Origin of the sequence: Planctomyces sp. SH-PL62, assembly GCF_001610895.1 — a bacterium.
Lineage (GTDB): Bacteria > Planctomycetota > Planctomycetia > Isosphaerales > Isosphaeraceae > Paludisphaera.
The window spans coordinates 870,924-897,473 of the sequence record NZ_CP011273.1 but is presented as its reverse complement, the minus strand read 5'-3'; the positions used below and the strand labels follow the sequence as shown (position 1 = coordinate 897,473).

At 69.6% G+C, this 26,550-nt stretch carries 29 protein-coding genes; 21 read left to right on the top strand and 8 right to left on the bottom strand.

Features of this window, described 5'->3' with window-relative positions; genetic code table 11:
- Positions 1 to 18: 18 nt before the first annotated feature.
- The 4 genes from ilvA (at position 19) to VT85_RS03525 (ending at position 3,887) form a co-directional block, all read left to right on the top strand.
- Positions 19 to 1,524, top strand: a complete 1,506-nt coding sequence (ilvA, locus tag VT85_RS03540; RefSeq protein ID WP_082858324.1) for a threonine ammonia-lyase, biosynthetic — start codon at positions 19 to 21, stop codon at positions 1,522 to 1,524.
- Positions 1,525 to 1,685: 161 nt separating this feature from the next.
- Positions 1,686 to 2,522 (top strand): leucine-rich repeat domain-containing protein, encoded by an 837-nt coding sequence (locus VT85_RS03535; protein ID WP_068410603.1) that lies wholly within the window; start codon positions 1,686 to 1,688, stop codon positions 2,520 to 2,522.
- Between the two features lie 105 nt (positions 2,523 to 2,627).
- The gene (locus tag VT85_RS03530; protein ID WP_068410599.1) at positions 2,628 to 3,053 is read left to right on the top strand and encodes a hypothetical protein; all 426 of its coding nucleotides are present in this window, start codon (positions 2,628 to 2,630) and stop codon (positions 3,051 to 3,053) included.
- A 183-nt stretch (positions 3,054 to 3,236) separates the two neighbouring features.
- Positions 3,237 to 3,887 carry a tetratricopeptide repeat protein gene (locus VT85_RS03525; RefSeq protein WP_156512654.1) on the top strand — a complete coding sequence of 217 codons (651 nt, stop codon included), beginning with the start codon at positions 3,237 to 3,239 and terminating at the stop codon, positions 3,885 to 3,887.
- Here VT85_RS03525 and VT85_RS03520 read toward each other — a convergent pair.
- Positions 3,813 to 4,316 carry a GNAT family N-acetyltransferase gene (locus tag VT85_RS03520; protein WP_068410593.1) on the bottom strand — a complete coding sequence of 168 codons (504 nt, stop codon included), beginning with the start codon at positions 4,314 to 4,316 and terminating at the stop codon, positions 3,813 to 3,815. The genes VT85_RS03525 and VT85_RS03520 overlap by 75 nt on opposite strands.
- A 22-nt stretch (positions 4,317 to 4,338) precedes the next feature.
- Positions 4,339 to 4,761 carry a DUF6157 family protein gene (locus tag VT85_RS03515; protein ID WP_068410590.1) on the bottom strand — a complete coding sequence of 141 codons (423 nt, stop codon included), beginning with the start codon at positions 4,759 to 4,761 and terminating at the stop codon, positions 4,339 to 4,341.
- Between the two features lie 92 nt (positions 4,762 to 4,853).
- On the opposite strand from VT85_RS03515, the gene VT85_RS03510 reads away from it, so the two are divergent.
- The 5 genes from VT85_RS03510 (at position 4,854) to VT85_RS03495 (ending at position 10,396) form a co-directional block, all read left to right on the top strand.
- Positions 4,854 to 5,174: a hypothetical protein gene (locus VT85_RS03510; RefSeq protein ID WP_068410587.1), complete on the top strand. Its 321-nt coding sequence runs from the start codon at positions 4,854 to 4,856 to the stop codon at positions 5,172 to 5,174.
- Between the two features lie 211 nt (positions 5,175 to 5,385).
- Entirely contained in the window at positions 5,386 to 8,001 is a 2,616-nt protein-coding gene (locus VT85_RS03505) for an Ig-like domain-containing protein (RefSeq protein WP_156512653.1), read from the top strand.
- A 411-nt stretch (positions 8,002 to 8,412) separates the two neighbouring features.
- A complete protein-coding gene (locus tag VT85_RS28225) occupies positions 8,413 to 8,562 on the top strand; it encodes a hypothetical protein (RefSeq protein WP_197491071.1) in 150 nt (49 codons plus the stop codon).
- Complete coding sequence (locus VT85_RS03500) at positions 8,544 to 9,338, top strand: cation diffusion facilitator family transporter (protein WP_197491070.1); 795 nt, start codon at positions 8,544 to 8,546, stop codon at positions 9,336 to 9,338. Before VT85_RS28225 ends, VT85_RS03500 begins: the two co-directional genes overlap by 19 nt.
- Positions 9,339 to 9,415: 77 nt before the next feature.
- On the top strand, positions 9,416 to 10,396 hold the full coding sequence (locus VT85_RS03495; RefSeq protein ID WP_068410579.1) for a ThuA domain-containing protein: 981 nt from the start codon (positions 9,416 to 9,418) through the stop codon (positions 10,394 to 10,396).
- Positions 10,397 to 10,420: 24 nt separating this feature from the next.
- Here VT85_RS03495 and VT85_RS03490 read toward each other — a convergent pair whose 3' ends face one another.
- Entirely contained in the window at positions 10,421 to 11,635 is a 1,215-nt protein-coding gene (locus tag VT85_RS03490; RefSeq protein WP_068410577.1) for a hypothetical protein, read from the bottom strand.
- Between the two features lie 281 nt (positions 11,636 to 11,916).
- Positions 11,917 to 12,777, bottom strand: a complete 861-nt coding sequence (locus tag VT85_RS03485; protein WP_068410574.1) for a neutral zinc metallopeptidase — start codon at positions 12,775 to 12,777, stop codon at positions 11,917 to 11,919.
- A gap of 388 nt (positions 12,778 to 13,165) precedes the next feature.
- Between VT85_RS03485 and VT85_RS03480 the strand changes: the two genes are divergently transcribed.
- Both VT85_RS03480 and VT85_RS03475 read left to right on the top strand, forming a co-directional pair.
- The gene (locus VT85_RS03480; RefSeq protein WP_068410571.1) at positions 13,166 to 13,612 is read left to right on the top strand and encodes a hypothetical protein; all 447 of its coding nucleotides are present in this window, start codon (positions 13,166 to 13,168) and stop codon (positions 13,610 to 13,612) included.
- A gap of 37 nt (positions 13,613 to 13,649) precedes the next feature.
- Positions 13,650 to 14,819 carry a zinc-dependent alcohol dehydrogenase gene (locus VT85_RS03475; protein WP_068410569.1) on the top strand — a complete coding sequence of 390 codons (1,170 nt, stop codon included), beginning with the start codon at positions 13,650 to 13,652 and terminating at the stop codon, positions 14,817 to 14,819.
- A gap of 146 nt (positions 14,820 to 14,965) precedes the next feature.
- On the opposite strand, the gene VT85_RS03470 is transcribed toward VT85_RS03475, so the two are convergent.
- Positions 14,966 to 16,009, bottom strand: coding sequence for a DUF1559 domain-containing protein (locus VT85_RS03470; RefSeq protein ID WP_068410565.1), 1,044 nt, complete (start codon positions 16,007 to 16,009; stop codon positions 14,966 to 14,968).
- 435 nt (positions 16,010 to 16,444) lie between these two features.
- Here VT85_RS03470 and VT85_RS28220 point away from each other — a divergent pair, with 435 nt between their 5' ends.
- From VT85_RS28220 to VT85_RS03450, 4 genes are all read left to right on the top strand, one after another.
- Complete coding sequence (locus VT85_RS28220) at positions 16,445 to 16,840, top strand: hypothetical protein (RefSeq protein WP_068410562.1); 396 nt, start codon at positions 16,445 to 16,447, stop codon at positions 16,838 to 16,840.
- A 107-nt stretch (positions 16,841 to 16,947) separates the two neighbouring features.
- On the top strand, positions 16,948 to 17,367 hold the full coding sequence (locus VT85_RS28215; RefSeq protein ID WP_068410559.1) for a cytochrome c: 420 nt from the start codon (positions 16,948 to 16,950) through the stop codon (positions 17,365 to 17,367).
- An 80-nt stretch (positions 17,368 to 17,447) separates the two neighbouring features.
- Entirely contained in the window at positions 17,448 to 18,617 is a 1,170-nt protein-coding gene (locus tag VT85_RS03455) for a pyridoxal phosphate-dependent aminotransferase (protein ID WP_068410555.1), read from the top strand.
- A gap of 219 nt (positions 18,618 to 18,836) precedes the next feature.
- Positions 18,837 to 19,775 carry a choline/ethanolamine kinase family protein gene (locus VT85_RS03450; protein WP_068410552.1) on the top strand — a complete coding sequence of 313 codons (939 nt, stop codon included), beginning with the start codon at positions 18,837 to 18,839 and terminating at the stop codon, positions 19,773 to 19,775.
- Positions 19,776 to 19,914: 139 nt separating this feature from the next.
- On the opposite strand, the gene VT85_RS03445 is transcribed toward VT85_RS03450, so the two are convergent.
- Entirely contained in the window at positions 19,915 to 20,739 is an 825-nt protein-coding gene (locus VT85_RS03445; protein ID WP_068410549.1) for a PEP-CTERM sorting domain-containing protein, read from the bottom strand.
- Positions 20,740 to 21,253: 514 nt separating this feature from the next.
- Between VT85_RS03445 and VT85_RS03440 the strand changes: the two genes are divergently transcribed.
- From VT85_RS03440 to VT85_RS03430, 3 genes are all read left to right on the top strand, one after another.
- The gene (locus VT85_RS03440; protein WP_197491069.1) at positions 21,254 to 21,550 is read left to right on the top strand and encodes a hypothetical protein; all 297 of its coding nucleotides are present in this window, start codon (positions 21,254 to 21,256) and stop codon (positions 21,548 to 21,550) included.
- Positions 21,551 to 21,605: 55 nt separating this feature from the next.
- A complete protein-coding gene (locus tag VT85_RS03435) occupies positions 21,606 to 21,815 on the top strand; it encodes a twin-arginine translocase TatA/TatE family subunit (RefSeq protein WP_068410542.1) in 210 nt (69 codons plus the stop codon).
- 72 nt (positions 21,816 to 21,887) lie between these two features.
- Positions 21,888 to 22,220, top strand: coding sequence for a twin-arginine translocase TatA/TatE family subunit (locus VT85_RS03430; protein WP_068410539.1), 333 nt, complete (start codon positions 21,888 to 21,890; stop codon positions 22,218 to 22,220).
- On the opposite strand, the gene VT85_RS03425 is transcribed toward VT85_RS03430, so the two are convergent.
- Positions 22,221 to 22,748 (bottom strand): acyl-CoA thioesterase, encoded by a 528-nt coding sequence (locus VT85_RS03425; RefSeq protein WP_068421326.1) that lies wholly within the window; start codon positions 22,746 to 22,748, stop codon positions 22,221 to 22,223.
- Between the two features lie 118 nt (positions 22,749 to 22,866).
- Here VT85_RS03425 and VT85_RS03420 point away from each other — a divergent pair, with 118 nt between their 5' ends.
- Together VT85_RS03420 and VT85_RS03415 are read left to right on the top strand one after the other, a co-directional pair.
- On the top strand, positions 22,867 to 23,580 hold the full coding sequence (locus VT85_RS03420; RefSeq protein ID WP_068410536.1) for a class I SAM-dependent methyltransferase: 714 nt from the start codon (positions 22,867 to 22,869) through the stop codon (positions 23,578 to 23,580).
- A gap of 106 nt (positions 23,581 to 23,686) precedes the next feature.
- A complete protein-coding gene (locus VT85_RS03415) occupies positions 23,687 to 24,229 on the top strand; it encodes a hypothetical protein (RefSeq protein ID WP_068410532.1) in 543 nt (180 codons plus the stop codon).
- 10 nt (positions 24,230 to 24,239) lie between these two features.
- Here VT85_RS03415 and VT85_RS03410 read toward each other — a convergent pair whose 3' ends face one another.
- Positions 24,240 to 25,160, bottom strand: coding sequence for a dihydroorotate dehydrogenase (locus tag VT85_RS03410; RefSeq protein WP_068421323.1), 921 nt, complete (start codon positions 25,158 to 25,160; stop codon positions 24,240 to 24,242).
- A 312-nt stretch (positions 25,161 to 25,472) separates the two neighbouring features.
- On the opposite strand from VT85_RS03410, the gene VT85_RS03405 reads away from it, so the two are divergent.
- On the top strand, positions 25,473 to 26,543 hold the full coding sequence (locus tag VT85_RS03405; protein ID WP_068410529.1) for a DUF1559 domain-containing protein: 1,071 nt from the start codon (positions 25,473 to 25,475) through the stop codon (positions 26,541 to 26,543).
- The last annotated feature ends 7 nt before the right edge of the window (positions 26,544 to 26,550 follow it).

Genomic DNA, 26,550 nt, shown 5'->3' with positions numbered 1-26,550 from the left:
CCCGCCCCCCTCGGACTGATGGACTACCTCAAGAAGATCCTGACCGCCCGCGTTTACGACGTGGCGGTCGAGACGCCGTTGCAGCACGCGCCCAAGCTCTCCGCCCGCCTCGGCGCCGAGGTCTGGCTGAAGCGCGAGGACGAGCAGCCGGTCTTCAGCTTCAAGCTCCGCGGGGCCTACAACAAGATGGCCCTCCTGTCGCCCGAGCAGCGCGGGCGAGGGGTCGTCTGCGCGTCGGCGGGGAACCATGCGCAAGGGGTGGCGCTGAGCGCGCGGAAGCTGGCCTGCCGGGCGACGATCGTCATGCCGGTGACGACGCCGAGCCTGAAGATCGACGCCGTGCGCGCCCTGGGCGGCGAGGTCGTCCTGCACGGCGAGAGCTACTCCGACGCCCACGTGCACGCCCTGGAACTCTGCGAGATCCACGGTTACACGTTCGTCCATCCGTTCGACGATCCCGACGTGATCGCCGGCCAGGGGACGATCGCGATGGAGATCCTCCGCCAGCATCAGGGGCCGATCCACGCGGTCTTCGCGGCGATCGGCGGCGGCGGCTTGATCTCCGGGGTCGCGGCCTACATCAAGGCGGTGAGGCCGGAGATCAAGGTGATCGGCGTCCAGACGACCGACTCCGACGCCATGATCCGATCCGTCCGCGCGGGGGATCGGGTCGCGCTGGCCGACGTCGGCCTCTTCTCCGACGGCACGGCGGTCAAGCTCGTCGGCGAGGAGACCTTCCGGCTGGCCCGCGAGCTGGTCGACGACTTCGTCGCGGTCGACGCCGACGCCGCCTGCGCCGCGATCAAGGACGTGTTCGAGGACACCCGGAGCATCCTGGAGCCGGCCGGGGCGCTGTCGGTCGCGGGGGCCAAGCAGTACGCGGCGAAGCACGGCCTGCAAGGCGAGACGCTGGTGGCGATCGCTTGCGGGGCGAACATCAACTTCAACCGCCTCCGGTTCGTCGCCGAGCGCGCCGAGGTGGGCGAGGAGCGCGAGGCCCTCTTCGCCGTGACGATCCCCGAGCGTCGCGGCAGCTTCAAGCGGCTCTGCGAGCTGATCGGCCACCGCAGCGTGACCGAGTTCAACTACCGGATCTCGGACGCGACCTCCGCCCACCTGTTCATCGGCCTGGCCGTCGGCGACCGCGCCGAATCGGCCGAGCAGGCGCGTCGGTTCACCGACGAGGGCTTCCCGGTCGTCGACCTGACCGGCGACGAACTGTCCAAGGAGCACGTCCGCCACATGGTCGGCGGTCGTTCCCCCCTGGCCCGCGACGAGCGGCTCTACCGCTTCGAGTTCCCCGAGCGCCCCGGCGCGCTCATGCGATTCCTGGCGAACATGCCCCCGAACTGGAACATCAGCCTGTTCCACTACCGCAACCAGGGGGCCGACTACGCCCGCACCCTCGTCGGCCTCCAGATCCCCGACGACGATCTCGCCGCCTTCCACGACTTCACCGCCGGCCTCGGCTACCCCTGCGTCGACGAGACCGACAACCCCGTCTACCGCCTCTTCCTGCGCTGAGCCTCGCGCAGCCGGGCCGCGCGACGAGACGACTTCGGGATCCGAACCGACCCCCGATCGACCGACCGGATTGACCTTCCGGGCAAGCCGAAACTAGGATGTGAAGAAGGTTGCGGTCGACTGATCGGTTCGCGGGCTGTCCTGGCTGTGGGGCCACGACGATGGAACGGGCGACCGCGAAGGGACCCCGGCGCCGCCTGAGTCTCAGCGTCCGGGGGTTGATGCTCCTGGTGCTCGGCCTCGGCGTCTGGCTCGGCTGGCAGGTCCGCCTCGCCCGGGAGCAGCGCGAGGCCGCCGCCGCCCTCACGGCGTACGGCGGCGTCGTCCGGTTCGATTGGGAGTTAGGCGACGGCCTGCTCGCCTCCGCCGGTGCCGCGTGGGTGCCCGATTGGCTGAGGCGGGCGATCGGCGATGACTTCTTCCAGAGCGTGGTCGAGGTCAACATGATCTACGCCGACAGGCGCGGGAAGCCGATCCTCACGGCTCGCGAGCTGGAAGACCTCGCGTCGAAGCTGTCGGCTTTCCCGAGGCTCCGCCACCTCGACATCACCCCCGAACTGACGACCGACCGGACGATGGACGTCATCGAGGGGCTGACGGAGCTCGAGACCCTCAGGATCTGGGGCCACGCGCTCACCGAGGCCGGCTTCGCGAAGATTCGAAGCCTCCGGAACCTCAAGGTGCTCCAGGTGAACGTGCTCGAGGTCGACGATGCCGAGCTCCAGGACGACGCCCTGGCGCACCTGGCCCCGCTGGTCCGGCTGGAGCACCTCGACCTGAGCGGCAATCCGATCACGGACGCCGGGCTGGTCCACCTGAAGGGCCTGAAGTCCCTGGCGTTTCTGAACATCAACCGCACCAGGGTGTCGGACGCCGGCCTGGAGGAGCTTCGCGGCCTGGTGAATCTGAAGGAGGTCTGGGTGGGCCAGACGGCCGTCACCGGAGAGGGCTGGGAGCGGTTCTGTGCGAAGATGCCCAACGTCGATCCGGATCCCTAGGCCGGGACTCGGCCCCGGCCGCCCGGGGTCGCCGGCGGAAGACCTCGTCCGTCCTCGAACCTGCGAGGAAGGCCCGGAGCACCTCGCTCGCGGCGGGAGGGTGCCATGAAGCGACGCATCATGATCGTGTCGGCGATGGCCGTGTTCCTCGTCCTGGGGCTGGTCGCCGTCTATCTCGTCCGGCGGGAGGGCGAGAGGTTGCGACTCGCCGCGCAGCTCGCGGCCCAGCTCGACGCCACCCGGTCGGTCATCACCAGAGCCGGGGAGGACCTTCCGCAGCCCGGCCCCCTGTCCCGCGAGTCGCGGGTGAGCGTCAGCGGCTCCCAGCGGGACTGGCACCTCGAGGCGGAGACGAAGGAGCACACGGGGCCTGTCATCGGCCTGGAGGCCGAGGGTGAGGCGTCGGACGGCGGGCTCCGACCGATCCGCATCGTGGACAAGGTCGGGAATCGGAACGCCGAGATCATCGAGCGGCTGGCCGACGAGTACCGAAAGCGCGGTTGGACCTACGTCATCGAGCATGCCGAATAATCCCGGACGCCTTGGGGAGCCGGCTTGCTGATCCGTTACCGCAACCAGGGGCCGGCTGCGCCCGAATCCTCCTGCGACGAGCCGGGCCCGCTTGAGGAGTGGGGCCGAACCTTTTCCCTCCTTGCGAGTCAGTCCGAGGCGAGGCCCATCTTCACCGAGGCCCCTTTCGTTCGGAGGCTCGACATGCCGACCCGAGCACCCCGGAGGCTCCTCCGCTACCTCGAGGATCAGCCCGACGACTTCCGAGCCCTCCACATCCTGGGCCGATGGTACAGCCGACGAGGTCGCTTCGCCGAGGCGCGCGACGCCCTGGCCCGGGCCCTCCAGGCGGACCCGACCGACGTGTTCACGCATCTCTACATCGGCAACCTGGCGTACCGGGAGCGGGACTGGGAGGTCGCCCTGATCTGGTTCGAATTCGCGGCCCTGATTGCCCCCGACTCGCCCGCGCCGCTGTGGTGCCAGGCCGACGTTTATGAGTTCCAGGAGAAGCAGGACCTGGCGGAAGAATTCTTCCGCAGGGCCGTGGAAGTGGACCCGGACGACGAGCAGCCGAGGCGCCTGCTGATGGAGTGGCGGCGGAGGCGGCTTTGGGCGCAGGCCCGCGAGCACGAGGCCCGGGGCCGCCGGGATCTCGCGGACGGCTTGCTTCGCGAGGCCCTGGAACTCGACCCGGACAGCGAACTGGCGCGGCAGGTCATGGAGGAGTGGGAGGAGCGCCGCCGCGACGAGTCCGCACCGGCGGATCGACGCCCGCCCTCACACGTCCAGCGAGGCGAACTCCGGCGCGTATCGCACGAGCCCCGCGCCGACGGGCAAGGCACCGGGGACTAGTTCGGCGACCTGGAAGGCGTCGCCGCCGCCGTATTCGTCGGCCAGCCCCACGCCCGGCGCGGGTCGGAAGCCGAAGCGGGCGTAGTAGCGAGGCTCGCCCAGGACGACGGCCCAGCCGAAGCCGGCCGTGCAGCAGGCGGCCAGGCCCTCCCCGATCAGCATCCCGCCGACCCCCCTCCCCCGATTCGCCGACCGCACCGCCAGCGGCGCGAGCCCCGCGCCGATCACCCCCGGCCCCACCGTCACCGGGCTGAACGCGACATGACCGACGACCTCGCCGTCGACCTCGGCGACCAGCGAGACCGACAGCCGCCCCGCCTCGCGGAGCAGGTCCACCAACCGCGCCTCGGCCTCGGTGGGGAATGCGGCGGCCACCACGGCTCGGATCGCCGGCTCGTCGCCGGGCCGCTCGGGACGGATGATCGTCATCGCCGCGTTCCTCTCCCGGGCGTCAGGCCCGCTTGTTCCTCATGGCGAGGACCACGTCCACGCCCTCGATCTCGCCGCGCGCGAAGCGGGCGTACTCGTCCGACTCGACCCCGACGATCGCGATCCGCCCCTCCTCGTCGTGATGCACGCCCCAGCCGTAAGACTTCGGCAAGGGAGAGGCCCGCATGCAGGGGTGGGGCTTCGCGAACAGCTCGGCGCGGATCGCCTCGGCGTTCCGCGCGGCCTCGACTTCCGAGATCCCCGCGCGGCGGACGTGCACGGCGAGGATGAGGTGCTCTAGCCTCAGGGTATACGGTCGTGTGGTGAGTAATTCATACTGAATCCGGGCGACCGTCGGGTTCGCTCCCCTCGCGGGCGGCTCCGTCCCCCTCTCCACCGGGCAGTCGGCGGCGACCAGGACGAACGTCTTGCGGATCGGCTTCATCGAATGGTCTCCTGGACGCGAAAGCGTCGGGAAGGTTCGCGCCGTATCATGCCCGAGCCGACGGCGGGCCGCAACCACATCCGAGAGCGACCATGAGCTGGCCCCGCTTTTTCGTCTTCGTCTTCGGCGTCGCCTGGGGCTTGGCGATCTGGCTGCCGCTCCGGATGGCGATCGGTCGGTTCCGCGGCGTCTCGCGCCTCGGACTCGCGGCGATCCTCGTCGCCGCGGCGATGGTCCATCTCTACGGCTTCCGCCACTTCGCCGACCTCCGCGACTGGGCGTACCACGAGGCCTGCGAGCGGGAATTCCGCCAGAGGCTCGAACTCCGGGTGAACCTCGACGACTCCGCCTCGTCCCTCGAACTCCACCGGGGTCTGAGGCGCGCCGCCTTCGATCGCCTGCTCCGCCCCTGAAGCGCGGAAGGACGCCTCACCGGTTTTCGCGCCCCCTGGGAATTCGCGGGCGCAATCTTGAATTCATGGTCGCGCGGTTCTAACCTCTTAGGCACAACGAAAGCGACGCGCGCCCGACCTCGCCCGGTCGGACGACGCGGTGCGGCCTCGGATCGGGTTCGGCGGCGACGCGGGATCGGACCCGAGGCGGACCCTCGCCGAAGGTGCCGCGATGCTCTGGAAGGCCCCGTTCGCCGTCTTGAAGCCCCGCTCTCGCCCGTCGCGCAGGCTGGCCTGGGACTCCCTGGAAGACCGAACGGTCCCGTCGACGATCGCCGACTTCGCCTCGGCGTTCGCGGTCGGGGGGGAAGGGACGATCACGATCCGGGAGGCGCGGGCCGGAATCCTCGGCGGGCCCTGGGTCGTCGGCTCGTTCACGGGGACCGTCGATTTCGACCCGGGCGAGGGGGTGGTCGCGCGGACCAGTGCGGGGGGCGAGGACGCGTTCATCGCCTCGTACGACCGCATGGGACGCCTGCGCTGGGCCCGGTCGTTCGGCGGGCCGGGGGACGACCGGATCAACTCCCTCGTCTTCGACGACTCCGGGGTCGTCGTCGCCGGGGTCTTCTCGGCCTCCGTGGAATTCGGCCCGGGGTACGGGGAAACCCGGCTGACCAGCGAGGGGGCGACAGACGCCCTGCTGGCCCGGTTCCGCGCCGGCGACGGGTCCCTGGAATGGGCCCGTGGCTTCGGGGGGCTCGGCGACGACGAGGCGTTGGGGCTCTCGCCGAACTCCTGGGGCGACCTGTTCTTCGTGGTCGGATCGTTCAGCGGGACGGCCAATTTCGACCCCTCCCTGCGCCTGGCCGGGTCGACGCGCACGATGACCTCGGCGGGAGGGACGGACGCCTTCTATGTGCAACTGGCGCAGGACGGCACCTGGTGGCCCCCGCTCTCGTCGGCCGCCCGCGCCGGCGGGCCCGGGAACGATGCGGCCGTGAAGGCCGCCGGCTCGTCCATCCTGGGCACGTTCGAGGGGACCGCCGACCTCAGCTTCGGGGACGGGATCGGCCTGCGATGGATCTCCGACGGGTCCAGGGAGCGGACGAGCGCCGGTGGCCGCGACGGCTTCCTCGTGATCCTCTGGGCCGTCGGCTATGATCCCCGCAGAATCCAGACGTTCGGCGGCGCCGGGGACGACCGTCCCACCGACCTGGGCCTCGTCGACAACAGCACGTACACCCCGTACCGGCCCAGCTTCTATTACGTCTCCGGCGCGTTCGAGGGCCGCGTGGACTTCGGCGGGGCGGGGGACGCGGGGGTGCGGACCTCCTCGGGGGGGGCCGACGGCTTCCTCGCGCGGTATGACCTGGAGACCGGCGCGCTCGACTGGGTCGCGACCGTGGGGGGTGCCGGCGACGACGCCGTCGAGGCGATCGCGTTCGACATCTACCTCAGCGTCTCGGCGACGGGAGGGTTCGCCGGCGCCGTCGACTTCGACCCCGGCGCGGGCGTTCGCATGCTCCAGGATTCCGGCCGCGGCAGCGCGTTCCTGTGGCGGATGGATTCTTCGGGGGAGGTCGAGGTCGCGCGAACCCTGAGCGGAGACGGTTCGGCGCGGGGACTCGGCGTGACGTCCGGGATCTACGGCCCGTATTTCGTCATCGGCCGCTTCGAAGGCGCGGTCGATGTCGACCCGAGCGAGTCGGGAACCCACGTCCTGACCTCGATCGGCCGCTCCGACGCGTTCGTCGTGAAGTTCGTGGAACAGCCCGACATGATCCCGATCGCGGTGGACGACATGTACCGCGTCGAGGCCGGCGGGAAGCTCGTCGTCTGGCCCCCGCCGGGCGGCGACGCGGGGATCGGCTTCCACTCGAACGACATCCTCCGGGTCGGGGCCGGGCGCGGGACGGTCTACCGGCTCACGAACCCCGCGCACGGCCACATCGCGTCGGGCTTCGAGGGGCAGTTCGAGTACGAGCCGGACGCGGGGTTCACGGGGACCGACTCGTTCACCTATCAGATCCGCGACGGCGACCTCTTCTCCAACGTCGCGACGGTCCACTTCACGGTTGTCGAGCCCGGTGGCGTGCCCGCGACGACGCCGGCGGTCTACCTCGACCGCGGAGATCGCGGCGTGTGGAGCTGGTCGCTCGAAGACGGCTTCCGTCAGATCCACGCGGACGATCCCGAGGGGATCGCCTCGGCGGCGGACGGGACCCTCTATCTCGACCTCGGCCCGCGCGGGCTGTGGGCCTGGGCGGCGGGGGCATACCGCAAGCTCAACGACGCCGACCCCCAGGGGATCGCGGTCGGGCCCGGCGGCGCGCTCGCCGTCGACTACGGTGCGTTCGGGCTCTGGCTCCGGGAAGGGGGCTCGTTCCGTCGGATCAACGCCGCGAACCCGGAAGGCCTGGCGTTCGCGCCGGACGGCGCGCTCTACATCGACTTCGGCCCCCACGGCCTCTGGAGGTGGGGTCGGGGGGCCGGCGTCAGCCGGATCAACGGGGCGAACCCCGAGGGCCTCGCTGCCGGCCCCGGGGGCGTCCTGTACGTCGATTACGGCCCGCACGGGCTCTGGGACTGGCGCGAGGGGACGGGCTTCCGTCGCCTGAACGCCGCCGACCCCGAAGGTTTCGCGACCACCCCGGCCGGGACGCTGGCGATCGACTACGGCTCGTTCGGGCTCTGGCGATGGAGCGAAGCGACGGGCCTCTCGCGGCTGGACGAGGGAGACGCCCTGAGGATCACGGTCGGCTTGCAGGGGACCCTCTTCGTCGACTTCGGACCGCGAGGCCTCTTCCGGTGGGTTGACGGCAAGCTCGTCCGCGTCGAGGTCCGTTGATTTTTCCCGACCCGCCGTTCGCAACCGTCGAGCGTGCGCCATCCTGTCTTAATGGCCTCGATCGATTCGCGGCCCGAGCCCGTCGCCCCGGCCCCCGGTCGAAGACTCGCGGACGATGGAAGAATAGCCGAACGAACCCGATCCTCGCCCCTCGACATGGAACCCAAATTCATTCACTACAGACTCTTGCGCCGGATTGGGTCCGTTCGCACGGCGTGAGAACGAACCCAATTCGAAGCCGATGGCGGGGGGCGCGGAGGCCGCCGCGAGGCCCGGACGGCGAGGGTCGGTCGCGGGTGGAAGCTGGGCCGGCGGGGACTTCGGATTTCGGGCGGGTCGGCCGGAGGAGTATCATGGAGATCGCCGGGGCGGATGCGCCGTCTTCGCGGCGGTGGGCTTCGGCGAATGCGCGTGCCGGTGGTTGAGGTGGAGAAGCGGCGGCTCTACGACGCGGCCGTGCGCGCGACGAGCCTGGGGCTGGTCGTCAACCTGGCGTTGGGGGGGCGAAGCTCGTCGGGGGGATCGTCGGCGGCTCGCTGGCGATGGTCTCCGACGCGGTGAACTCGCTGGGGGACGTCTTCACGTCGTCGGCCGTCCTGATGGCCTTCCGCGTGGCGCAGAAGCCGGCCGACGCCGAGCATCCCTACGGCCACACCCGGGCCGAGGCCATCGCCGGGTCGAACGTCGCGGTCCTGGTGATCGTCTCCGCCCTGCTCGTCGGCTGGAACACCCTGCGGTCCTTCCCCCCCGAGCCGACGTCGGAGATCCCGCCGTTCTGGACGCTCCTGATCGCCGGCGGCAACGTCGTGATCAAGGAGGCGCTCTACCACTACAAGATCCGCCTCGGCCGTCGGCTCGGCTCCAGCGCCCTGATCGCCAACGCCTGGGACCACCGATCCGACGCCCTCAGCGCGCTGGCGGTGCTCATCAGCCTGGCCCTGGTGCGGGTCCTCGGCCCCCGTTATTCGTTCCTGGACGGCCTCGCGGCGCTGGCGGTCGTGGGGGTGATCCTCTATTCGGCGACCCACCTCCTCGTCTCCAGCGCCCAGGAGTTGATGGACGCCCAGGCCGAGCCGGAGTTCGTGGAGGCGATCCGCGAGGCCGCCGCCGACATGCCTCGGGTCCGCAACGTCGACAAGCTCTGGGTCCGCAAGACGGGCCTGGAATACCTGGTCGACATCCATGTCCAGGTTTCGGCGGCGATGAGCGTCGACGAGGGGCACCGGATCAGCCATCAGGTCAAGGATCGGATCCTCGACCGCTTCCCGATCGTCCGCGACGTCCTCGTCCACCTGGAGCCGTTCCCCCACCCCCACGAGCACTCCGAGGACGCCTGACCCGCCAAGCCCGTTGCACCGCGACCCCGCGGCCCTTATAACGGCGGAAACCGCCCACCACACCCGAGGATCCCCCCATGGCGCGCGCGTTCTCCCGCTGGTTCGGCCCGGCCTGCTTGCTCCTCCTCCCCCTCGCGGCGAGGGCCGCGGACGAGCCGGCCAAGGCCGAGGCCCCCCACGTCGTCCTCATCAGCGGCGACGAGGAGTATCGCAGCGAGGAGTCCCTGCCGATGCTGGCGAGGATCCTCGACGAGACCCACGGGTTCCGCGTCTCGGTCTGCTACGCCCTGAACGAGCAGGGGAAGGTCGACCCGAACGTCCTGACGAACATCGCCGGGCTGGAGGCGCTCGACGACGCCGACCTCGTCGTCATGTACACCCGGTTCCGCAAGCTGCCCGACCACCAGCTCGACCGGATCCGGAAGTACGCCGAGAGCGGCCGACCCATCATGGGCTTCCGCACCGCCACCCACGCCTTCCGGTACGACGGCGGCCCCCACGCGGCCGAGATGAACGAGGCCTGGGAGCGCAAGGTCTTCGGCCAGAAATGGATCACCCACCACGGCCACTTCGGCGACGGACTGGAGATGCTCACCGCCGTCTCCCCCGAGCCCTCGGCCGTCGGACACCCCACCCTCCGGGGCGTGACGCCGTTCGAGACCTACTCGTGGCTGTACCACGTCGAGGGGGGAGGCGACGCGCTGGAGGGAGATTGCACCCGGCTCCTGATCGGCAAGGCCCTGAAATCGGGCCACGCGAAGGAGTTCGACCGATTCCCCGAGACCAACCCCGTCGCCTGGACGAAGACCTACACCGGCGCGAGCGGCAAGCCCGCCCGGGTCTTCTTCACGACCCTGGGCCATCCCTTCGACTTCAAGGCCGAGTCGATGCGGAAGCTGGCCCTCAACGGCGTCTTCTGGGCGCTCGGGCTTGAGGAGAAGATCCCCGCCGACGGCGTGAAGGCCGACTTCGTCGGACCTTACGAGCCCAACAACTCGGGCGTCGGCGGGTTCAAGAAGGACCTCAAGCCGGCCTACCTGGCCGGCCCGAAGCCCTGATCGACGACGGGGGGTCAGGCCAGGTCAGGCCGTGATGGTCCCCAGGATCCGGATCGGCGGGACCGGCGTCGGCGGGGTGGTGGTGGTGTCGGGCGGGACGTTGTTCTCCTTGGCGCTGAAATGGCTCAGGCCCGTGAAACTGCCGTTCACCTGGAGCTGATTGTCGATCCCCCGGCCGATCGCGAACTGGCTGCCGGGGTTGATGACGACGTCCCCCTTGATCAGGCCCGAGACCGGCGGGAACTGCTGGGTCGTCTGGGTGCCGACGAGCGGGACGTTCAGGGTCAGGACGTTGGAGCCGGTCGCGGTCCCCTTCGGCGGCTGCGGGACCAGGCCGAGGTCGCGGTTGATGAAGAGGTTGCTGCCGTTCGCCAGCACCAGGTCGCCGCCGACGTTCAGGAGGTTGAGGTCGCGGCCGATCGAGATCGAGCCGCCGCTGAGGGTGGCGCCGGCGAGGATGTCGAGCGTGTCGACGTCGCCGCCGGTGGTGATCGCCCCGCCCGGCCCGATGGAGCGGAAGGCGATCCGGTCGATGGCCCCACTGCCGCTGACCGTGACCGGGCCGGTCAGGTTCGCGGTGTGATAGCCGAGGATCGAGGCGATCGAGCCGCTGTTGACCGTGATCGAGCTGACGTCCAGGACGCGGGTCTGCTCGGCCTGGCCGTAGGCGAAGCTGTGGGCGTACCCCTTGCGGATCGACCGGGGGAGCGGGTTGATGGTCAGCTCGGTGTTCGAGGTCGAGCCGTCCACGATGATGCCGACGGAGCCGTCGGGCCGGGGGTAGACGCGCACCGTCCCCTGGGGCTGGGGCGTCTCGGTCGGCTGCGCGATGCTCAGCGCCGTCTGGCCCGAGCCGACCGCGTAGGCGCCCGCGGCACCCTCGTTGGCCGAGGTCTGCTGGGTGTTGGAGACGTAGCCGAGCTGGATCCGGAACCGGGAGCCGTCGGTGGTCACGACGTTGACCGCCTGGCCGCCACGGATGGTCTGGATCGCCGGGGCGTAGATGGTCCGGGGGTTCTCGTGGACCCCGGGGGCGTTCTTCGTGAACGCCGGGAAGCCGACGACGCGGGCGAGCCGGGGCGACGGGTTCGCCAGCAGCCGCTGCGAGATCGTCAGGTACTCGTGCAGCGTCACGGGCGCGTTCGACATGACGATCCGCTCTTCGAGGCGGGCGTCGGCGCCCGCCGTCGGGCGGAACGTGTGACGCGACGTGCGGGCGCGGTTCGATGAGGCCGACATGCGACGATCCTCCATGATCGCGAGAGGCGAGGCGGCGGACGGCGGGACTCCTCCCCCGGACGGACGATCCGTCCGAGGCCCGACGCCGCGACGGAGACCGACGGAATTCCCCCGCCGGTTCCCAAACTGATTTCTGTATCGGCCCCGCACCGAGGCGAACCGTTCCCATTCAGCCCACGCGACGCGAGGGTCGATCGCGACGAACGGGTTGGATCCGTCGATCCGGTCGCGCCCGTCGCGACGCCTGGAGAAGCTGCACCGCCCCTCGGCGATCCTCCCGATCAGAGGTCCGGCGCGTTGAACGTGTCGCCCTGGTTGACGTCGCCGGTCTGGAGCCCCTTGGTGAACCAGCGGACCCGCTGCTCGGACGTGCCGTGGGTGAAGGAGTCCGGCACGGTATAACCCTGCGCCTGCTTCTGAAGCGCGTCGTCGCCGATGGCCGTCGCCGCCCGGAGCCCCGACTCGATGTCGCCGCTCTCCAGGACGTGCCGCTTCTTCTCGATGTGGTGGGCCCAGACCCCGGCGAAGAAGTCGGCCTGAAGCTCCAGCATGACGGAGAGCCGGTTGGCCTCGGCCTTGCCGGACTGCTGCTGCGCCCGAGAGATCTTCTCGCTGATCCCCAGGAGGTTCTGGACGTGGTGGCCGACCTCGTGCGCGATCACATACGCCTGGGCGAACTCGCCGGGGGCCTTGAAGCGGGTCTTCAGCTCGTCGTAGAAGGACAGGTCGATGTAGACCTTCTGGTCCCCCGGGCAGTAAAACGGCCCGACGGCCGAGCTGGCGAAGCCGCATCCCTGGGTGGCGACCTGGCCGGAGAACAGGACGAGCGTCGGCTCCTGATACTCCCGGCCCATCTCGGCGAACTGCTCGTTCCAGACGTCCTCGGTCATCGCCATGAGCGCGCGGACGAACTGGCCCTGCTCCTTCTCCTGCGGCGTCAGCTCGCGCTCGCGTTGCTGCTGCTGGGGCGCCCCACCCGGCGCGCCCCCCTGGAAGACCCTGAGCAAGGGACGCGGGTCGATCCCCAGGAAAAGGGCGAGCACGATCACGATCAGCGTGCCGATCCCGCCGCCGACCGCCGCCGGTGACACCCCCCGGCGATCCTCGACGTTCTCACTTTCTCGTCCGCCTTGCCAGCGCATGGGGTCGACTCCCGGTGGTTCCGCATCGAATGGCCGCCCTCGATCCCGCCGCCGGGAAATCCGCGCAGCCGTCGTGGATCAAGGGTATCGGGAACACCAATGGTACGCAAAGCACATGCCGGCTGCTTCGTCGACGAATGTCGGGGCGGTCGGACTTTCCGACGCCTGCGGCGGAGGGGATGCGGAAGGAGCAAGGAACCGCATCGTCGCGCCGAGATGGACCCCCATGAGAACATGCGGATTTGACGCAAAGGTGTGCCGCTCGGGAATCGGCTGATCCCAGGTCGAACGCCCCTCTCCGGATTTAGGCTCGCCGTTTGCACTGCAATTTCTCCTTCATCGGCCAGCTCTTGACGGGTTCGGAGTCGTGACGAAGCAGGACCTGAAAATGAACGAGATGAGGGTCGCCCGCGGCCTGGGTTGGTTCAGCATCGGCCTGGGGTTCGCCGAGATCGTCGCGGGCCGCGAAATCGGCCGGGCGCTCGGGATGGAGGACAAGGATTGGCTGTTTCGCGTCTTCGGCGCAAGGGAAGCCGCCACGGGCGTCGCCATCCTTGCGATGGAAAACCCCAAGGCGGGGGTCTGGGCTCGGGTCGCGGGCGACGCCCTCGACCTCGCCGCGTTGGGCTCGGGCTTCACCGAGGACAACCCCAGGAAGAAAAACCTCGCCGCCGCGTTCGCGGTCGTCGCCGCGATCACGGCGCTCGATTACTGGTGCGCCAGGCGGCTCGGCAGCGCCAGGCCGCACGGTTCCATCGCCACCCACCGCGCGAACGTGGCGGACGGGTCGGCGCCGCACTACCGCGAGGCGAGCGAGGCCGTGTCGGGACGTTGAAAATCCAACACCCTACGATCACCGGAGGCGAGACACCATGAGAGCCCTCTGCTGGCACGGGAAGGGCGACGTCCGCGTCGACACCGTCCCCGACCCCACGATCGAGAAGCCGGGCGACGCGATCATCAAGATCACGAGCACCTGCATCTGCGGGTCCGACCTCCACCTCTACGACGGCTACATGCCGACGATGGAGGCCGGCGACGTCCTTGGCCACGAGCCGATGGGCGTGGTCGTCGAGGTCGGAAAGGACGTCCGGAAGCTCAAGAAGGGCGACCGGGTGGTCGTCCCGTTCACGCTCTCCTGCGGCGAATGCTGGTACTGCAAGCGGGGCGAATTTTCGCTCTGCGACACCTCCAATCCCAACGCCGAGGTCGCCCGAAAGGCGATGGGCCAGTCGCCCGCCGGGCTGCTGGGCTACTCGCACATGCTCGGCGGCTTCCCCGGCGGCCAGGCCGAATACCTCCGCGTCCCGTACGCCGACATCGGCCCCCAGGTCATCCCCGACGGCCTCCCCGACGAGCAGGTCGTCTTCCTCTCCGATATCTTCCCCACCGGCTACATGGCGGCCGAGAACGCCCAGATCCAGAAGGGGGACACGGTCGCGATCTGGGGATGCGGTCCCGTGGGCCAGTTCGTCATCCGCAGCGCCTGGCTGCTCGGCGCGGGGCGCGTCATCGCCATCGACACGGTGCCCGAGCGTCTGGAGATGGCCCGTCAGGGCAAGGCCGAGACCATCGACTTCATGGAGAAGGACGTCTATGAGACGCTGATGGAGATGACCAAGGGCAAGGGGCCGGACAGCTGCATCGACGCGGTCGGCGCCGAGGCCCACGGGACGGGGAGCATCGGAGCCATGGTCGACAAGGCCAAGGCTGCGGTGGGCTTGGCGACCGACCGTCCCGCAGCCCTCAGGGACGCCATTATGTGCTGCCGCAAGGGTGGCACGGTGTCGATCCCCGGCGTCTACATCGGCTTCCTCGACAAGCTGCCGATGGGTGCGGCGATGAACAAAGGGCTCACCTTCAAAATGGGCCAGACCCACACCCAGCGTTACACGAAGCCGTTGCTGGAAAAAATCCAGTCCGGCGCGATCGACCCCTCGTTCGTCATCACCCACGAAGTGCCCCTGGAGAAGGCCCCCGAGATGTACAAGACCTTCCGCGACAAGCAGGACAATTGCATCAAGGTCGTCCTGAAGCCGTGATCGGTCCGAGGGCTTCAACCGATGCGAGATCGACCGGGCGGGGAAGTTCCGACCGCCCGGCGCGATGCACAGGACCCTTCCGCCCTCCCGGCGCCCGCGGCGATTAACGTCTTGCGGAAGCGGCCCATCCGGGCGGAAGGCTTGTCTCAGTACGAGTCGGCCGAGACGACCTCGCCCCCGGCGACGCTCGCGAGCGACCGCCAGATCGTGAGGCCGACCGAGTCCTTGACGAACTGGACGTGGCCGTCCGCCAGCAAGGCCTGGACGCCGCCGGGATGCCGGCTCCGCGCCGCGACGTCGAGCGACAGCTGATGCCAGAACGGGTCGCGCTTGTCGCTGTGAGGCAGTCCGCCCCGGCAGTCGCCCCGGGCGTCGTTGGGCGTCCGACGGTGGTTGTACATGCTGTGGCCCGGGGCCCCGTAGTGCCATTTGCTCCCTCGCGTCACCTGGAAGCCGGCCGGCGGGTTCGCGAGGCAGAGCGTCGCGTAATCGGCGTCCGACGTGATCGGCGGGCCGCTGGTCCTGTTGTCGCCGGTGATCACGAAGCCGTTGAGCTTGTCGGCGTCGAAGCCGACGCCGGGGACCGAGCGGATCGACTCGCCGACCGCGACCGTGTTCGAGAGGCCGTCGACGACCGCCTCGAGCCGCAGCGCCGAGTTCTCCGCGAACATCCCGTCGGGCCGGACGCCGAGCGCGCGGCCCGAGGCGTCGAGCGGGGCTTGGGTCACCGGGTGGCGGCTGCCGACGCAGACCGGGTAATTGTGCATCCCGTAATTCGCCTGGGCGTACTGGGGCGGGCTGGGATCGCTCGGGCAGAGGAAGGTGGAGATGAAGATCGCCCCGGCCGTCGTGTTGGCCGGGGCGGTGTCGGGCGCGAGATCGAAGTTGAAGGCGTTGAAGACCGTCGTCAACTCGAGCTGAGGCAGCAGTTGGGCGTACGCCCCCCAGGTGTTCCCCAGGCCGGCGACATGGCTGTTGACCCGTCCCGGCGGGAAGACCCCGTGCGTCGAGACATAGCCGTGAATCGCCAGGCCGACCTGCTTCAGGTTGTTGGCGCACTGCGCGCGCCGGGCCGCCTCGCGCGCGGCCTGGACGGCCGGCAGCAGCAGCGCGATCAAGACGGCGATGATGGCGATGACCACCAGCAGCTCGATCAGCGTAAAGGCCCTTGAGGCTCGTCTCGGCGGCATGGCATCCTCCCATGGGGCGTTCCGTCCCGGCGTGCGACGGTCGTATGATTCTAAACGCACGGACGCGGTCGCTCTCGACATTTGAAGCTCGTCGAGCCGGATGGGTAAGCTGGAGGACGATGGAGCATCGACCCCGGGGCGTTCCTCGATGCGGGAAATGGAGCCGATGACACTCGCTAGGAGACGCGCCGGCTCGGTCGCCTGGAACGTGCTGACGGCGCTCTCGCTGTTGCTCTGCCTGGCGACCCTGGGTTCATGGGTGCGCAGCTACTGGATCCGGGACTCGATCGGCTTCGGCTGGGCGGGGGGAAACTGTCACGTCGCCCAGTCGATCCTCGGCCGCTTGCACCTGCTCACCACCCTCGGCGGCGGCTGCAGCGGCGGGACGACCTATGGGGCCGACCGCCTGTGCCACAGGCGATCTGGACCGGCGGCATGTCCAACTACCCCAGCCGCGTCCGATGGCGGCTGGGCTTCGTCTGGCAGACCGACAGCCGCCTCCACATGGGGCTGGGACGCCCTTACACGGGCGCTTACCGCCTGATCGTCGTACCGTACTGGTTCCCTGCCGGCGTCCTCATGCTGGCGCCGCTGGCCTGGGCGGCGGGCTTGAGGCGGCGGGTCGGCTTGATCGACCTGATGATCCTGGTCGTCGCGATCGCCCTGGTCCTTGCACTCCCGGCGTTCCTGGCTCGCTCGATGAATCAGACCCGGGGCGGCCTGGGGTCAGGGAGGCTCGAAGCCGCCGGGTCCGGGCGCCCGAGCCGCGAGGAGGCCCCGATCCATCGTTTCGACGCGGCTGTTCTGGCCCGCGCAGGGCCCGGACTGTAGGCTATGACGCTGATGGATCGCCGTCGATCCGTCCCGCTCTCCGACGACGCAACCTCGGGCCTCCGCGCCGGAGGTCCGACTCTCGATGGTCCTTTGAGGAGTATTGCATGAAGAGCCTGATCTGCGGTGCGAGCCTGGCGGCCCTGATCCTCGCCGCGGGCCTGTCGGCCGCGCGGGTCGACGCGGCCGACGAAGCGGCCAGCGTCGAGGTCGTCATGAAGAAGCTGTTCGCCGGCAAGAGCTCGCCGAACGGCACGCTCAAGGCCGCCGCCAAGAGCGACTCGCCCGACTGGACCAAGGTCAAAGAAGCTTCGGACGTCTTCGCCAGGTACGCCCCGGCCCTGGGCGAGAACGCCCCCCCCAAGGGCGACAAGGACTCCTGGGACAAGTTGACGAAGGGGCTCGCCGAGCACGCCAAGACCCTCGGCGCGGCCGTCGAGAAGAAGGACGTGGAGGGCCTGAAGGCCGTCGTCCAGGGCATCGGCGGCTCGTGCAAGGCCTGCCACGCCGCCCATCGCCCCGAGTGACCCGCTCCCCCCTTTACCATCCGGGCCGCCGCCGCGCGCCGTCGCGGCGGCGGCCCTCCTCGAACCCGAGTCGCCCCACGATGCAGCATCCGTTGATCGCCGCCAAGGCCGCGCGGTTCACCGACAGCGTCATCCGCGGGATGTCGATCGAGGCCCGCCGCCACGACGCCGTGAACCTGGCCCAGGGCATGCCCGACTTTCCCGCCCCCCAGGCCCTCAAGGACGCCGCCTGCCGCGCCATCCAGGACGACGTCAACCAGTACGCGATCACCTGGGGCGCGCACGACCTCCGCCAGGCCGTCGCCGAGCACGCCGGCTGGCACCTGGGGCTCGCCGTCGACCCCGAGTCCGAGATCACCGTGACCTGCGGCAGCACCGAGGCCATGCTCGTCGCCCTGCTCTCGATCATCAACCCGGGCGACGAGGTGATCCTGACGCAGCCCTTCTACGAGAACTACTGGCCCGACTGCGTGCTCGCCGGCGCCACCCCCCGGTTCGTCCCCGTCCGCCCGCCGGACTGGAAGTTCGACCCCGACGAGCTGGCCGCCGTCTTCAACGACCGCACCAAGGCCATCGTGCTCTGCAACCCCAACAACCCCACCGGCGCGGTCTTCACCCGCGAGGAGCTGGAGGCGGTCGCGGCCCTCTGCCGCAAGTGGGACGTGGTGGCGATCACCGACGAGATCTATGAACACATCCTCTTCGACGGCCGTGAGCACGTCGCGCTGGCGGCCCTCGACGGCATGTGGGAGCGGTCGGTGACCGTCGGCGGGATGTCGAAGACCTACTCCGTCACCGGCTGGCGCGTGGGGACGATCCTCGCCCCTCCCCACCTGTCGAAGACGTTCCGCCAGGTCCACGACTTCGTCTCCATCGGCGCGGCGGCCCCGCTGCAAGAAGCCGGCGCGGTCGCCTACCGACTCCCCCGAAGCTACTATGACGCCCTCGCCGCCGGCTACCAGACGCGCCGCGACCGGTTCTGCAAGGCTCTATGGGAGATCGGCTTCGAGTTCGAGGCCCCCCAGGGCGCCTACTACGTCATGGCCGGGATCACCCCCTTCGGCGCCGACGACGACGTCGCCTTCGCGGGCAAATTGGTCCGCGAACTGGGCGTCGCCACCGTTCCCGGATCCAGCTTCTTCCGAGACAAATCCCTGGGAAGCTCCTACGTCCGATTCTGCTTCTGCAAACGGGATGAGACCCTCGACGAGGCGGCGCGGCGGCTTCGGGCGTTGCGGGTCATCGTCTGACTTGGCTTCGCAAACAGCACGGATTGCATGGACTCGGGCGACCGCCCTTTCCGGACTCGAAAGGCGGCTTGAGCCCCTCGGGCTGATTTGAGATCATCGTGACGTCCGTCGGTCGACGGAGATCTCTCCCCTCGCTTTCCAAGCCTCCCCCTGGTCGCCAGGCACGGGCCCGTGCCTGGTCCGGTCGAAACAGTCCTGGGCCGCGGATCCTCGCCGGAATTGAAGACGACTACGATCTCGATCGACCAGGTCATCGACCGAATCCCCGCCTGGTCGGGGCGCTCTCCCGTCGTGACGCCGCTCATCGGGGGGCTGACGAACCAGGCTTACCGCGTGGCCGTGGACGGGCACGCGTTCGTCGTGCGCATCCCGGGGGCGGGGACCGAATGGCTCGCGATCGATCGCGGCAACGAGCTTCACAACACCCGGGCCGCGGCCGAGGCGGGGGTCTGCCCGCGAGTCGTCCACCACTTCCGCGACCTGAACGTCCTGGTCCTCGAATTCATCCCCGCCGAGACCATGACCCTGGAGTCGATGCGAGGCCCTCGGATGCCGATCCGGCTCGCGCAGGTCCTCAAGCGGCTCCACGCGGGGCCTCGCTTCTTGCACGATTTCGACATGTTCGAGCTGACCCGGCGCTACCTTCGGATCACGCGGGAACTGGAGATTCCCATCCCGGACGACTACGTCCGCTACATGCCCGAGGTCGAGCGGATCGAGTCCGCCTTCTCCCGGCACCCGGTCCCCACCGTCCCCTGCCACAACGACCTGCTTGCGGGGAACATCCTGGACGACGGACGCCGACTCTGGCTGATCGACTTCGAATACAGCGGCAACAACGACCCGACGTTCGAGCTGGGGAACGCCTGCCAGGAGCTGGAGTACGACGAGCCGCGCGTCCAGGAGATGTGCGCCGCGTACTTCGGCGACGCCTACCCGGACAAGCTCGCCCGGATGAAGCTCAACATCCTCATGTCGGACGTCGGCTGGACGCTCTGGGCCGCGATCCAGTGGAAGGTCTCCACGATCGACTTCGACTTCTGGAGCTGGGTCGACCAACGCTGGGGACGGGCCCGGGCCGCCCTCAACTCGCCCGAGTACCGCGAGTGGCTCCATGTGCTCGAAAGCTCCGAGCCGACGGCCGTCGTCGGGCGCTGATCGGCCGAGAACGCACGACGGCGCGAACTCATCGTCGTCGCCTGACGGATGAGTAGGGAAACGACGACGCCCCCCGGGACGCGATGGTCCCGAGGGGCGTGGGGCGTTCGGATCAGCGGGAGGGCCGTGGGGCCGGGGTTCAGGCGGCGCGGCGGGACTTGCGACGGGCCAGGGCGAGGACCCCGAGGCCGCCGAGGCCCATCATGGCGATCGAACCAGGCTCGGGGACGGCGGAGCTGGCCAGGTCGCGGAGCGGGGCGGTCTGGAAATTCGGGATCAGGGTGGTGTCTCCGGTGAGGCTCACGTTGTACCACTTGCCGGCGTTGACGCCGTCGTGCTGCTGGCCGATGATGCTGCCGTCGCCGAGCATGGCGAGCTGGAGCTGCGGCGTGCGAGAGTTCAGCAGGGTGAAGGCGCCGGGCGTCGCGCCGGAGACGTCCAGCGAGAAGAAGCCCCGGCTGGACGAGCCGTAGAGGATGCCCTGGGTGCTGATCACGATGTCGCCGAAGCCGTAGCTCGAAGCGGCCGAGCCGTCGAAGTCGAGGAACGTGGTGACGGTCGCGGTCGGGGTCGAGAGGTCCACCTTGACCAGGTCGTCGGTGTTGTTCTGGACGTACCAGTAGGCGTTCGCATAGTAGGCGGCGCTGGCGGACGAGCCGGGGAGCGGCGTCGCGGTGGCGACCGTCGTCAACAGGTTGGTGGTCAGGTCGAAGGCCCGAAGCGCCGAGGCGTCCGGCGACCTGAACAGGAGCCTGTTGGCGTTGGTGTCCAGCGCGAGCCCGTTCGCGCTCCCTCCCAGACCGGTCGTCGCCACGACGGTCTCCGTCTTCGTCACGGTATCGACCTTGATGATCCGACTGGCGTTGTCGACCCCATAGACGGTGCCGGCCGAGGCCGCTCCGCCCAGGCCCATCATGCCCAACGCCGCCAGGCCCAGCCCCTTGATCCACCGTCGCATCATCATAGTTCGCCCTTTTGTTCCGGTTGCACTGCCGGCCTCGGTCGAGTCTCCATTCGCTCGTCCCTCGGCTCCAACGCACTTTAGGAGGATGGCCCCCGCCCGTGAATGCGTGGATGCCGAGGATCCACGCGCGTTGCATTCGGGGAAGAAACGATCGCATCATCCGCGGCGAATCGGCGTCGAAATCGCCGTCGCGTGCATTCCGGCCAACATAAGTTGATGCGAAGAAGCCGATTTTCGGAGGCCTCCGACGGATCGCCGGCCGGGGAAAAGGATTGACAGCGGTGTGGTGGGCGATAGGATGGGAAAGACGTAGTCCCACCCGCGTCGTCCCTGTCGAGACGCACTGGCCTATGGTCGGCGCCGATCTGTCGGCCCCCATCAACGCGACGGCGTCCCGTGTGCGAACCTCCCCCGGCCTTCCGCCCCCCGCGGACCGTCCCCAGGACTCGACCCATCGCCGCGCCTCGCGCGGCCGAGGCGTCGCTCAATGCCCGCGAGCATCGGGCGAGGCGCGATGATCGGAATCCGCGAACTGGTACTGATCGTGATGGTCGCCCTGGCGCTCTACGGACGCTCCGGGGTCCTCAAGACCGAACGCGCCCGGACGGTGCTCCCCTGGATCAGCCCGGTCCGTCGGGGCCCCCGACGTCGATCCCCCCCCTCCCCCGTCGCGTCCGTCCGACGGCGCGTCCTCGGGGCCTCGTTGACGCGGGGGGGGCGATTCTTCTGGTTCCTGACGATCCTGGCGGCCACGGCCGTCGCCACCTGGATCGTCGCCCGGACCCTGATCACCAGCGACGTGACGCCCTGAGCTTCAACCGGACCTGAATCGAACCGACTCGAACCGACCGACTGAGGACCCAGCCATGCTGTTCGCCTTCCTGCCGAACCTCGGCACCACCGAGCTCGTGATCGTGGCCTTCGTCTCCCTCCTGATGTTCGGCAACCGCCTCCCCAGCGTGATGCGCTCGCTCGGCAAGAGCGTCACCGAGTTCAAGAAGGGCGTGGCCGGCATCGAGGACGAGATCGACGAGGCCGTCAACGTCGACAAGAAGATCACCCCGCCGACCCCCTGAACCGGGAGCGTCGCGGGGACGGATGGACGGACCATCACACGATTCGGTGGCACACGACACGGAGCCTGCCGCATGCTTCCCAACCTCGGGCCGATGGAGATGATGATCGTGATGGGGCTGGCCGTCTTGCTCTTCGGCAAGCGGCTCCCCGAAGTGGGCCGCTCGCTGGGCAAGGGGATCGTCGAGTTCAAGAAGGGGCTCAACGAGGTCACCAGCGGCCTCGACGACTCCTCGTCGGCGATCTCCAACTACGCCTCGCCCTACCAGGCGCCCAAGCCGTCCGGGATGTACGACGCCCCCCGCGCCTCCACGCCCCCGGCCGACGAGGCGGTCCCCAAATTCGAGATCCCCGGCGCGGTCTCGACGGCCGCCGTGGTCGAGGCCCCTCGGCCGGCGTCGGACTGATCAGAGGAAATCCCGGCTGTGCCGCCTGGCCTCGTCGCGACGGGCCAGGCGGATGGCCTGGCGGGCCTGGGCGGCCTCGTCCCGGATCCGGTCGGCCTCGGTGATCGACAGCAGCGGCGGGACCTCGTGGGGCCGCTTCCCCGCGTCGTCGAGGGCCACGTAGAGCGCGAACCCGGAGCCCACCTTGCGACGGCCGGGATGCTGGAGCGCCTCCGCGTAGATCTCGATCCGCGTCTCGATCGACGTCCGGCCCACGTGAGTCACCTCGGCGACGATCTCGACCCGTTCGCCCACGTACACCGGGTTGAGGAAGGTCATCGAGTCCAGCGCGGCCGTCGTCACCTGCCCCCGCCCGACGTGCCGGAGCGCCGACACCGCGCCGCACTCGTCGGCCATGCGAAGCATGACCCCGCCGTGCAGGGTCCCAAAGGGATTGGCCTGCTCGGGGACCGTCAGGATCGCCAGCGTCACGCGAGAGTCGATCGCCGCCCGAGGGGCCAGGGGATCTTCGTTCCTGGGCACGTCCATCGTCTCAAGTCCCTCCATTGATCGATCCCGCCGGACGCGGGCTCCGATTCCCGCCGTCGCGGCGACGTCCCAAGTCTAGGCCGACCGTCAACTCCCCCGGTCGCGCGGAAAGGTTTCCATGTCGGTCGCGCCCGCCCCCCACGACGCCACGCCCACGGGGCCCGAATACGAGGGGCCGACGACGGTCTCGATACTCACGATCGCCGGACGGGCGATCCGCCTGGCCCGGCCGGTCGAGCCCGACCGCCTGCTCGACGACCCGGACGTCCACGCCCGCAACCGCCGCGACGACTACATGCCCTACTGGGCCTACCTCTGGCCCGGCGCGGGGATGCTCGCCGAGGCCGTCCTCGCCCGCTGGGGGGGCGTCGATCCCGGTGAGGAGCCGGTCCTGGAACTGGGCTGCGGGCTGGGCCTGGGGGGCCTGGCCGCGATGGCCCTGGGATTCCGCGTCTGCTTCAGCGACTACGACCCCGCCGCCTTCGGCTTCATCCGGCGGAGCGTCGCCGAGAACGGCTTCCCCGCGGAACACGCGAGCACGACCCTGCTGGACTGGCGCGAGCCCCCCGACGTCCGCTTCCCCCGGATCATCGCGGCCGACGTGCTCTATGAGAAGCGACTCGTCCCCCTGGTCGCCCAGGTGCTCGCCGAAATGCTCGCCGCCGGCGGCGAGGCCCTGATCGCCACCCCCTACCGCGTCTCCGCCGAGTCCTTCCCGGCGGAGGCCGCCGCGCGGGGGCTGATCGTCGAGCCCGAGCCGGCCTGGACCCTGGACGAGGCCGGCGAGCGCCGGCCGGGGACGATCCATCGGGTCGTCCGCGAGGGGGGCTGAGACGGCGCTCAAGTCGAGGCTCCGGATGCGACGATCTTCGTCCGGGGCTCGCGCGAAGCCGCGCGGCCCGCGCCCCGACCGCTTTCCAACGCGAAGGGACTCGCGCATGAGCATCGACGACTACAATCGCGGCTATCAGGCGGGCGCGACCGGCTGGTACACGGGCCCGCCGAGGTCCGCCGCCGAGATGGTGGGCCGCTGGAACGCCGAGGCCGACCGCCAGCGGTGGCAACAGTCCGCCTCTTCCGGCCCTCCCGGGCCATCCGGCGGGGGCGGCGATTCGATCGGCGGGCCCGTGTGGGCGGGCCTGATCGGGGCGCTGGCGGGCGGGCTCGCGAGCCAGTCCTGGATCGCGGCGATCGCCTCGGGAGTCGCGGCCGGTTTCGCCTGGCCCCTCGTCGTGATCGCCCTGATCGGGCTGCTCCGGGCCCTGGCCTGGGTCTTCGGCGGGCTCCCCAAGATGAAGCTCGTCACGTCCGGGGCCTCCTGCGGGCTGACCGTCTGGGTCCTCCTGGAGGGGTTCGCCCACGGGCAGACGGTCCTGGGGCCGGTCGGCGCGGCCGTAGGGGGAGCCGTCGCCGCGCTCGGGCTCGGCATGGCGGCGTGCGTCCTGCTGGTCCCCTTCCGGGCGCTCGCGCGGCTTCGTTGATCGGGGCGTCTCAGTCGCGGTTCGATCGGGCGGTCCCGATGAAGTCGGCGACGGCGGCGACGCCGGCCTCGTCCAGCGCGCGGGCGATCCCGTCGAGGACGTTCTCGGCGGCGGCGGGGTTGTAGAAGCTCGCCGTGCCGACCTGCACGGCCGACGCGCCGGCTACGAGGAACTCGAGGGCGTCGTCGGCGTCGGCGATCCCGCCGACGGCGATGATGGGGAGCGTAGGCAGGGCGCGGGCGACGTCCCAGACGATCCGCAGGGCGATCGGCTTGATCGCCGGGCCGCTCAGGCCGCCGACGTCGTTCGCCAGGATCGGCCGGCGTCGGCGCCAGTCCACGGCCATCCCGCGGACGGTGTTGATGAGCGTGACGGCGTCGGCCCCGGCCTCCGCGGCGGCCGCGGCGATGGCCACGACGTCGGTCACGTTGGGGGTCAGCTTGGCGATCACCGGTATCGGGCAGACCTCCCGCACCCGGCGGACCAGCCGGCCCACGGCCGCCGCGTCGATCCCCAGGTCGAGCCCATGGCTGACGTTCGGGCAGGAGACGTTCAACTCGACCGCCGCGACGCCGGGCTCGCCGCCGATCGCCTCGGCCATCGACACGAACTGGTCCTCGTCCTCGCCCGCGATGTTGGCGATCACGGCCGTCCCCGTGGTGCGGAGGTACGGCAGGTGGTGCTCCCGGAAGTGGTCGATCCCGTCGTTGTCGAGGCCGATGGCGTTGAGCAGCCCGGCGCGGGTCTCGACGGTTCGGGGCGTCGGGTTCCCCGCGCGGGGGCGTTGAGTCACAGTCTTGGGGACCACGCCCCCCAGGCGTTCCAGGCGGACGAATCCCGCCATCTCGCGGACGTACCCGAACGTCCCCGACGCCGTCAGCACCGGATTCGCAAGCGACAACCGCCCCAGCTTCACGCGCAAATCGACCACCGCTCGCAGGCTCCTTTCGACGCTCTTCCCCGACAGGACCGGCAAGGCCGCCGACGGCCTCCGGCTCCCGCCCCTATCATCGCCTTTTCGGGCCGGCCCCGCCACGGCATCAGGCGAGCCATCTGATTCCGATTCTCAACGTTGAATCCGAGCGAGGAAAAAGTCGAACGATTTTCGTAGTCCGTCCTCGTCATGAGAGTGCCTCCTTGGTAGGTTGTATCCACATCCCTCGAAGCCGGAGGGATCGTCCCATCCACTACGTCCGTGCCCAACTCTTCCTCGTTCGGAAACGCTCTCAGGAGTCGCCGTCCCATGTCCAGGACTTCGAAGGCGCGCGCATTCACGCTGATCGAGCTGCTCGTCGTCATCGCCATCATCGCCGTCCTCATCGCGCTGCTGCTGCCGGCCGTCCAGGCCGCCCGCGAGGCCGCGCGGCGGATCCAGTGCACGAACAACCTGAAGCAGCTCGGGCTGGCGATGCACAACTACCATTCCGCCGGCAACAGCTTCCCGACGGGCTGCATCCGCGGCGTCGGCGCGATCATGGCGCCCGGGGTGACCGCCTGCGGCACGAACATCTTCAATAATTGCCAGAACACGCCGTGGTTCTGCCTGATGCTGCCGTACATCGAGCAGGGGAACCTCGCGAACTCCTACAATTACGCGATCGGGTCCGAGGGTCCGATGGCCCCGCTGCCGCTCGGGTTCTGGATCAACAGCACGGTGGCCTCGACGAAGATGAGCTCGTTCCAGTGCCCAAGCGACCGCGTCAACGTCTGGCAGGTCGCCCCCTCCTACGTCAGCAACGCCCCGCTGAACGCGCTCGTGTTCACGAAGGGGAATTACGCCGCCAACTGGGGCAACCTCTGGTGGGGGCAGGACACGAGGGCGGCCTCCAGCCCGATGGTCGACCCCGCCACGGGGGCCCCGCCGACCTTCCAGAAGGGAGCGTTCGGGTTCTACACGATCGGCGTGGAGGGGGTGAGCGACGGCACCAGCAACACGGTCTTCGCCGCCGAGATCCTCCAGGGCAAGACGTACGACGTCCGAGGCCTGATGTGGTCGACGCTCCCCGGAGGCGCGTCGTACCAGTCGCGGCTGGCCCCCAACAACCCGAACGACTACTACCGCTCGGGGCTGACGGGCGACTTCCTGAACCAGGTCCCGATGTGCGACAGCGAGCCCGTCCAGGGCCTGCCCTGCACCGGCGGCGCGGGCGACAAGCCGGCCTACGCCGGGGCGCGGAGCCGGCACTCCGGCGGGGTCAACGCGCTCATGGGCGACGGGTCGTGCCGGTTCATCAAGAACAGCGTGAACATGCCGACCTGGCTCGGCCTGAACACGATCGCCGGCGGCGAGGTCGTCAGCGCCGACTCCTACTGATCGGGCC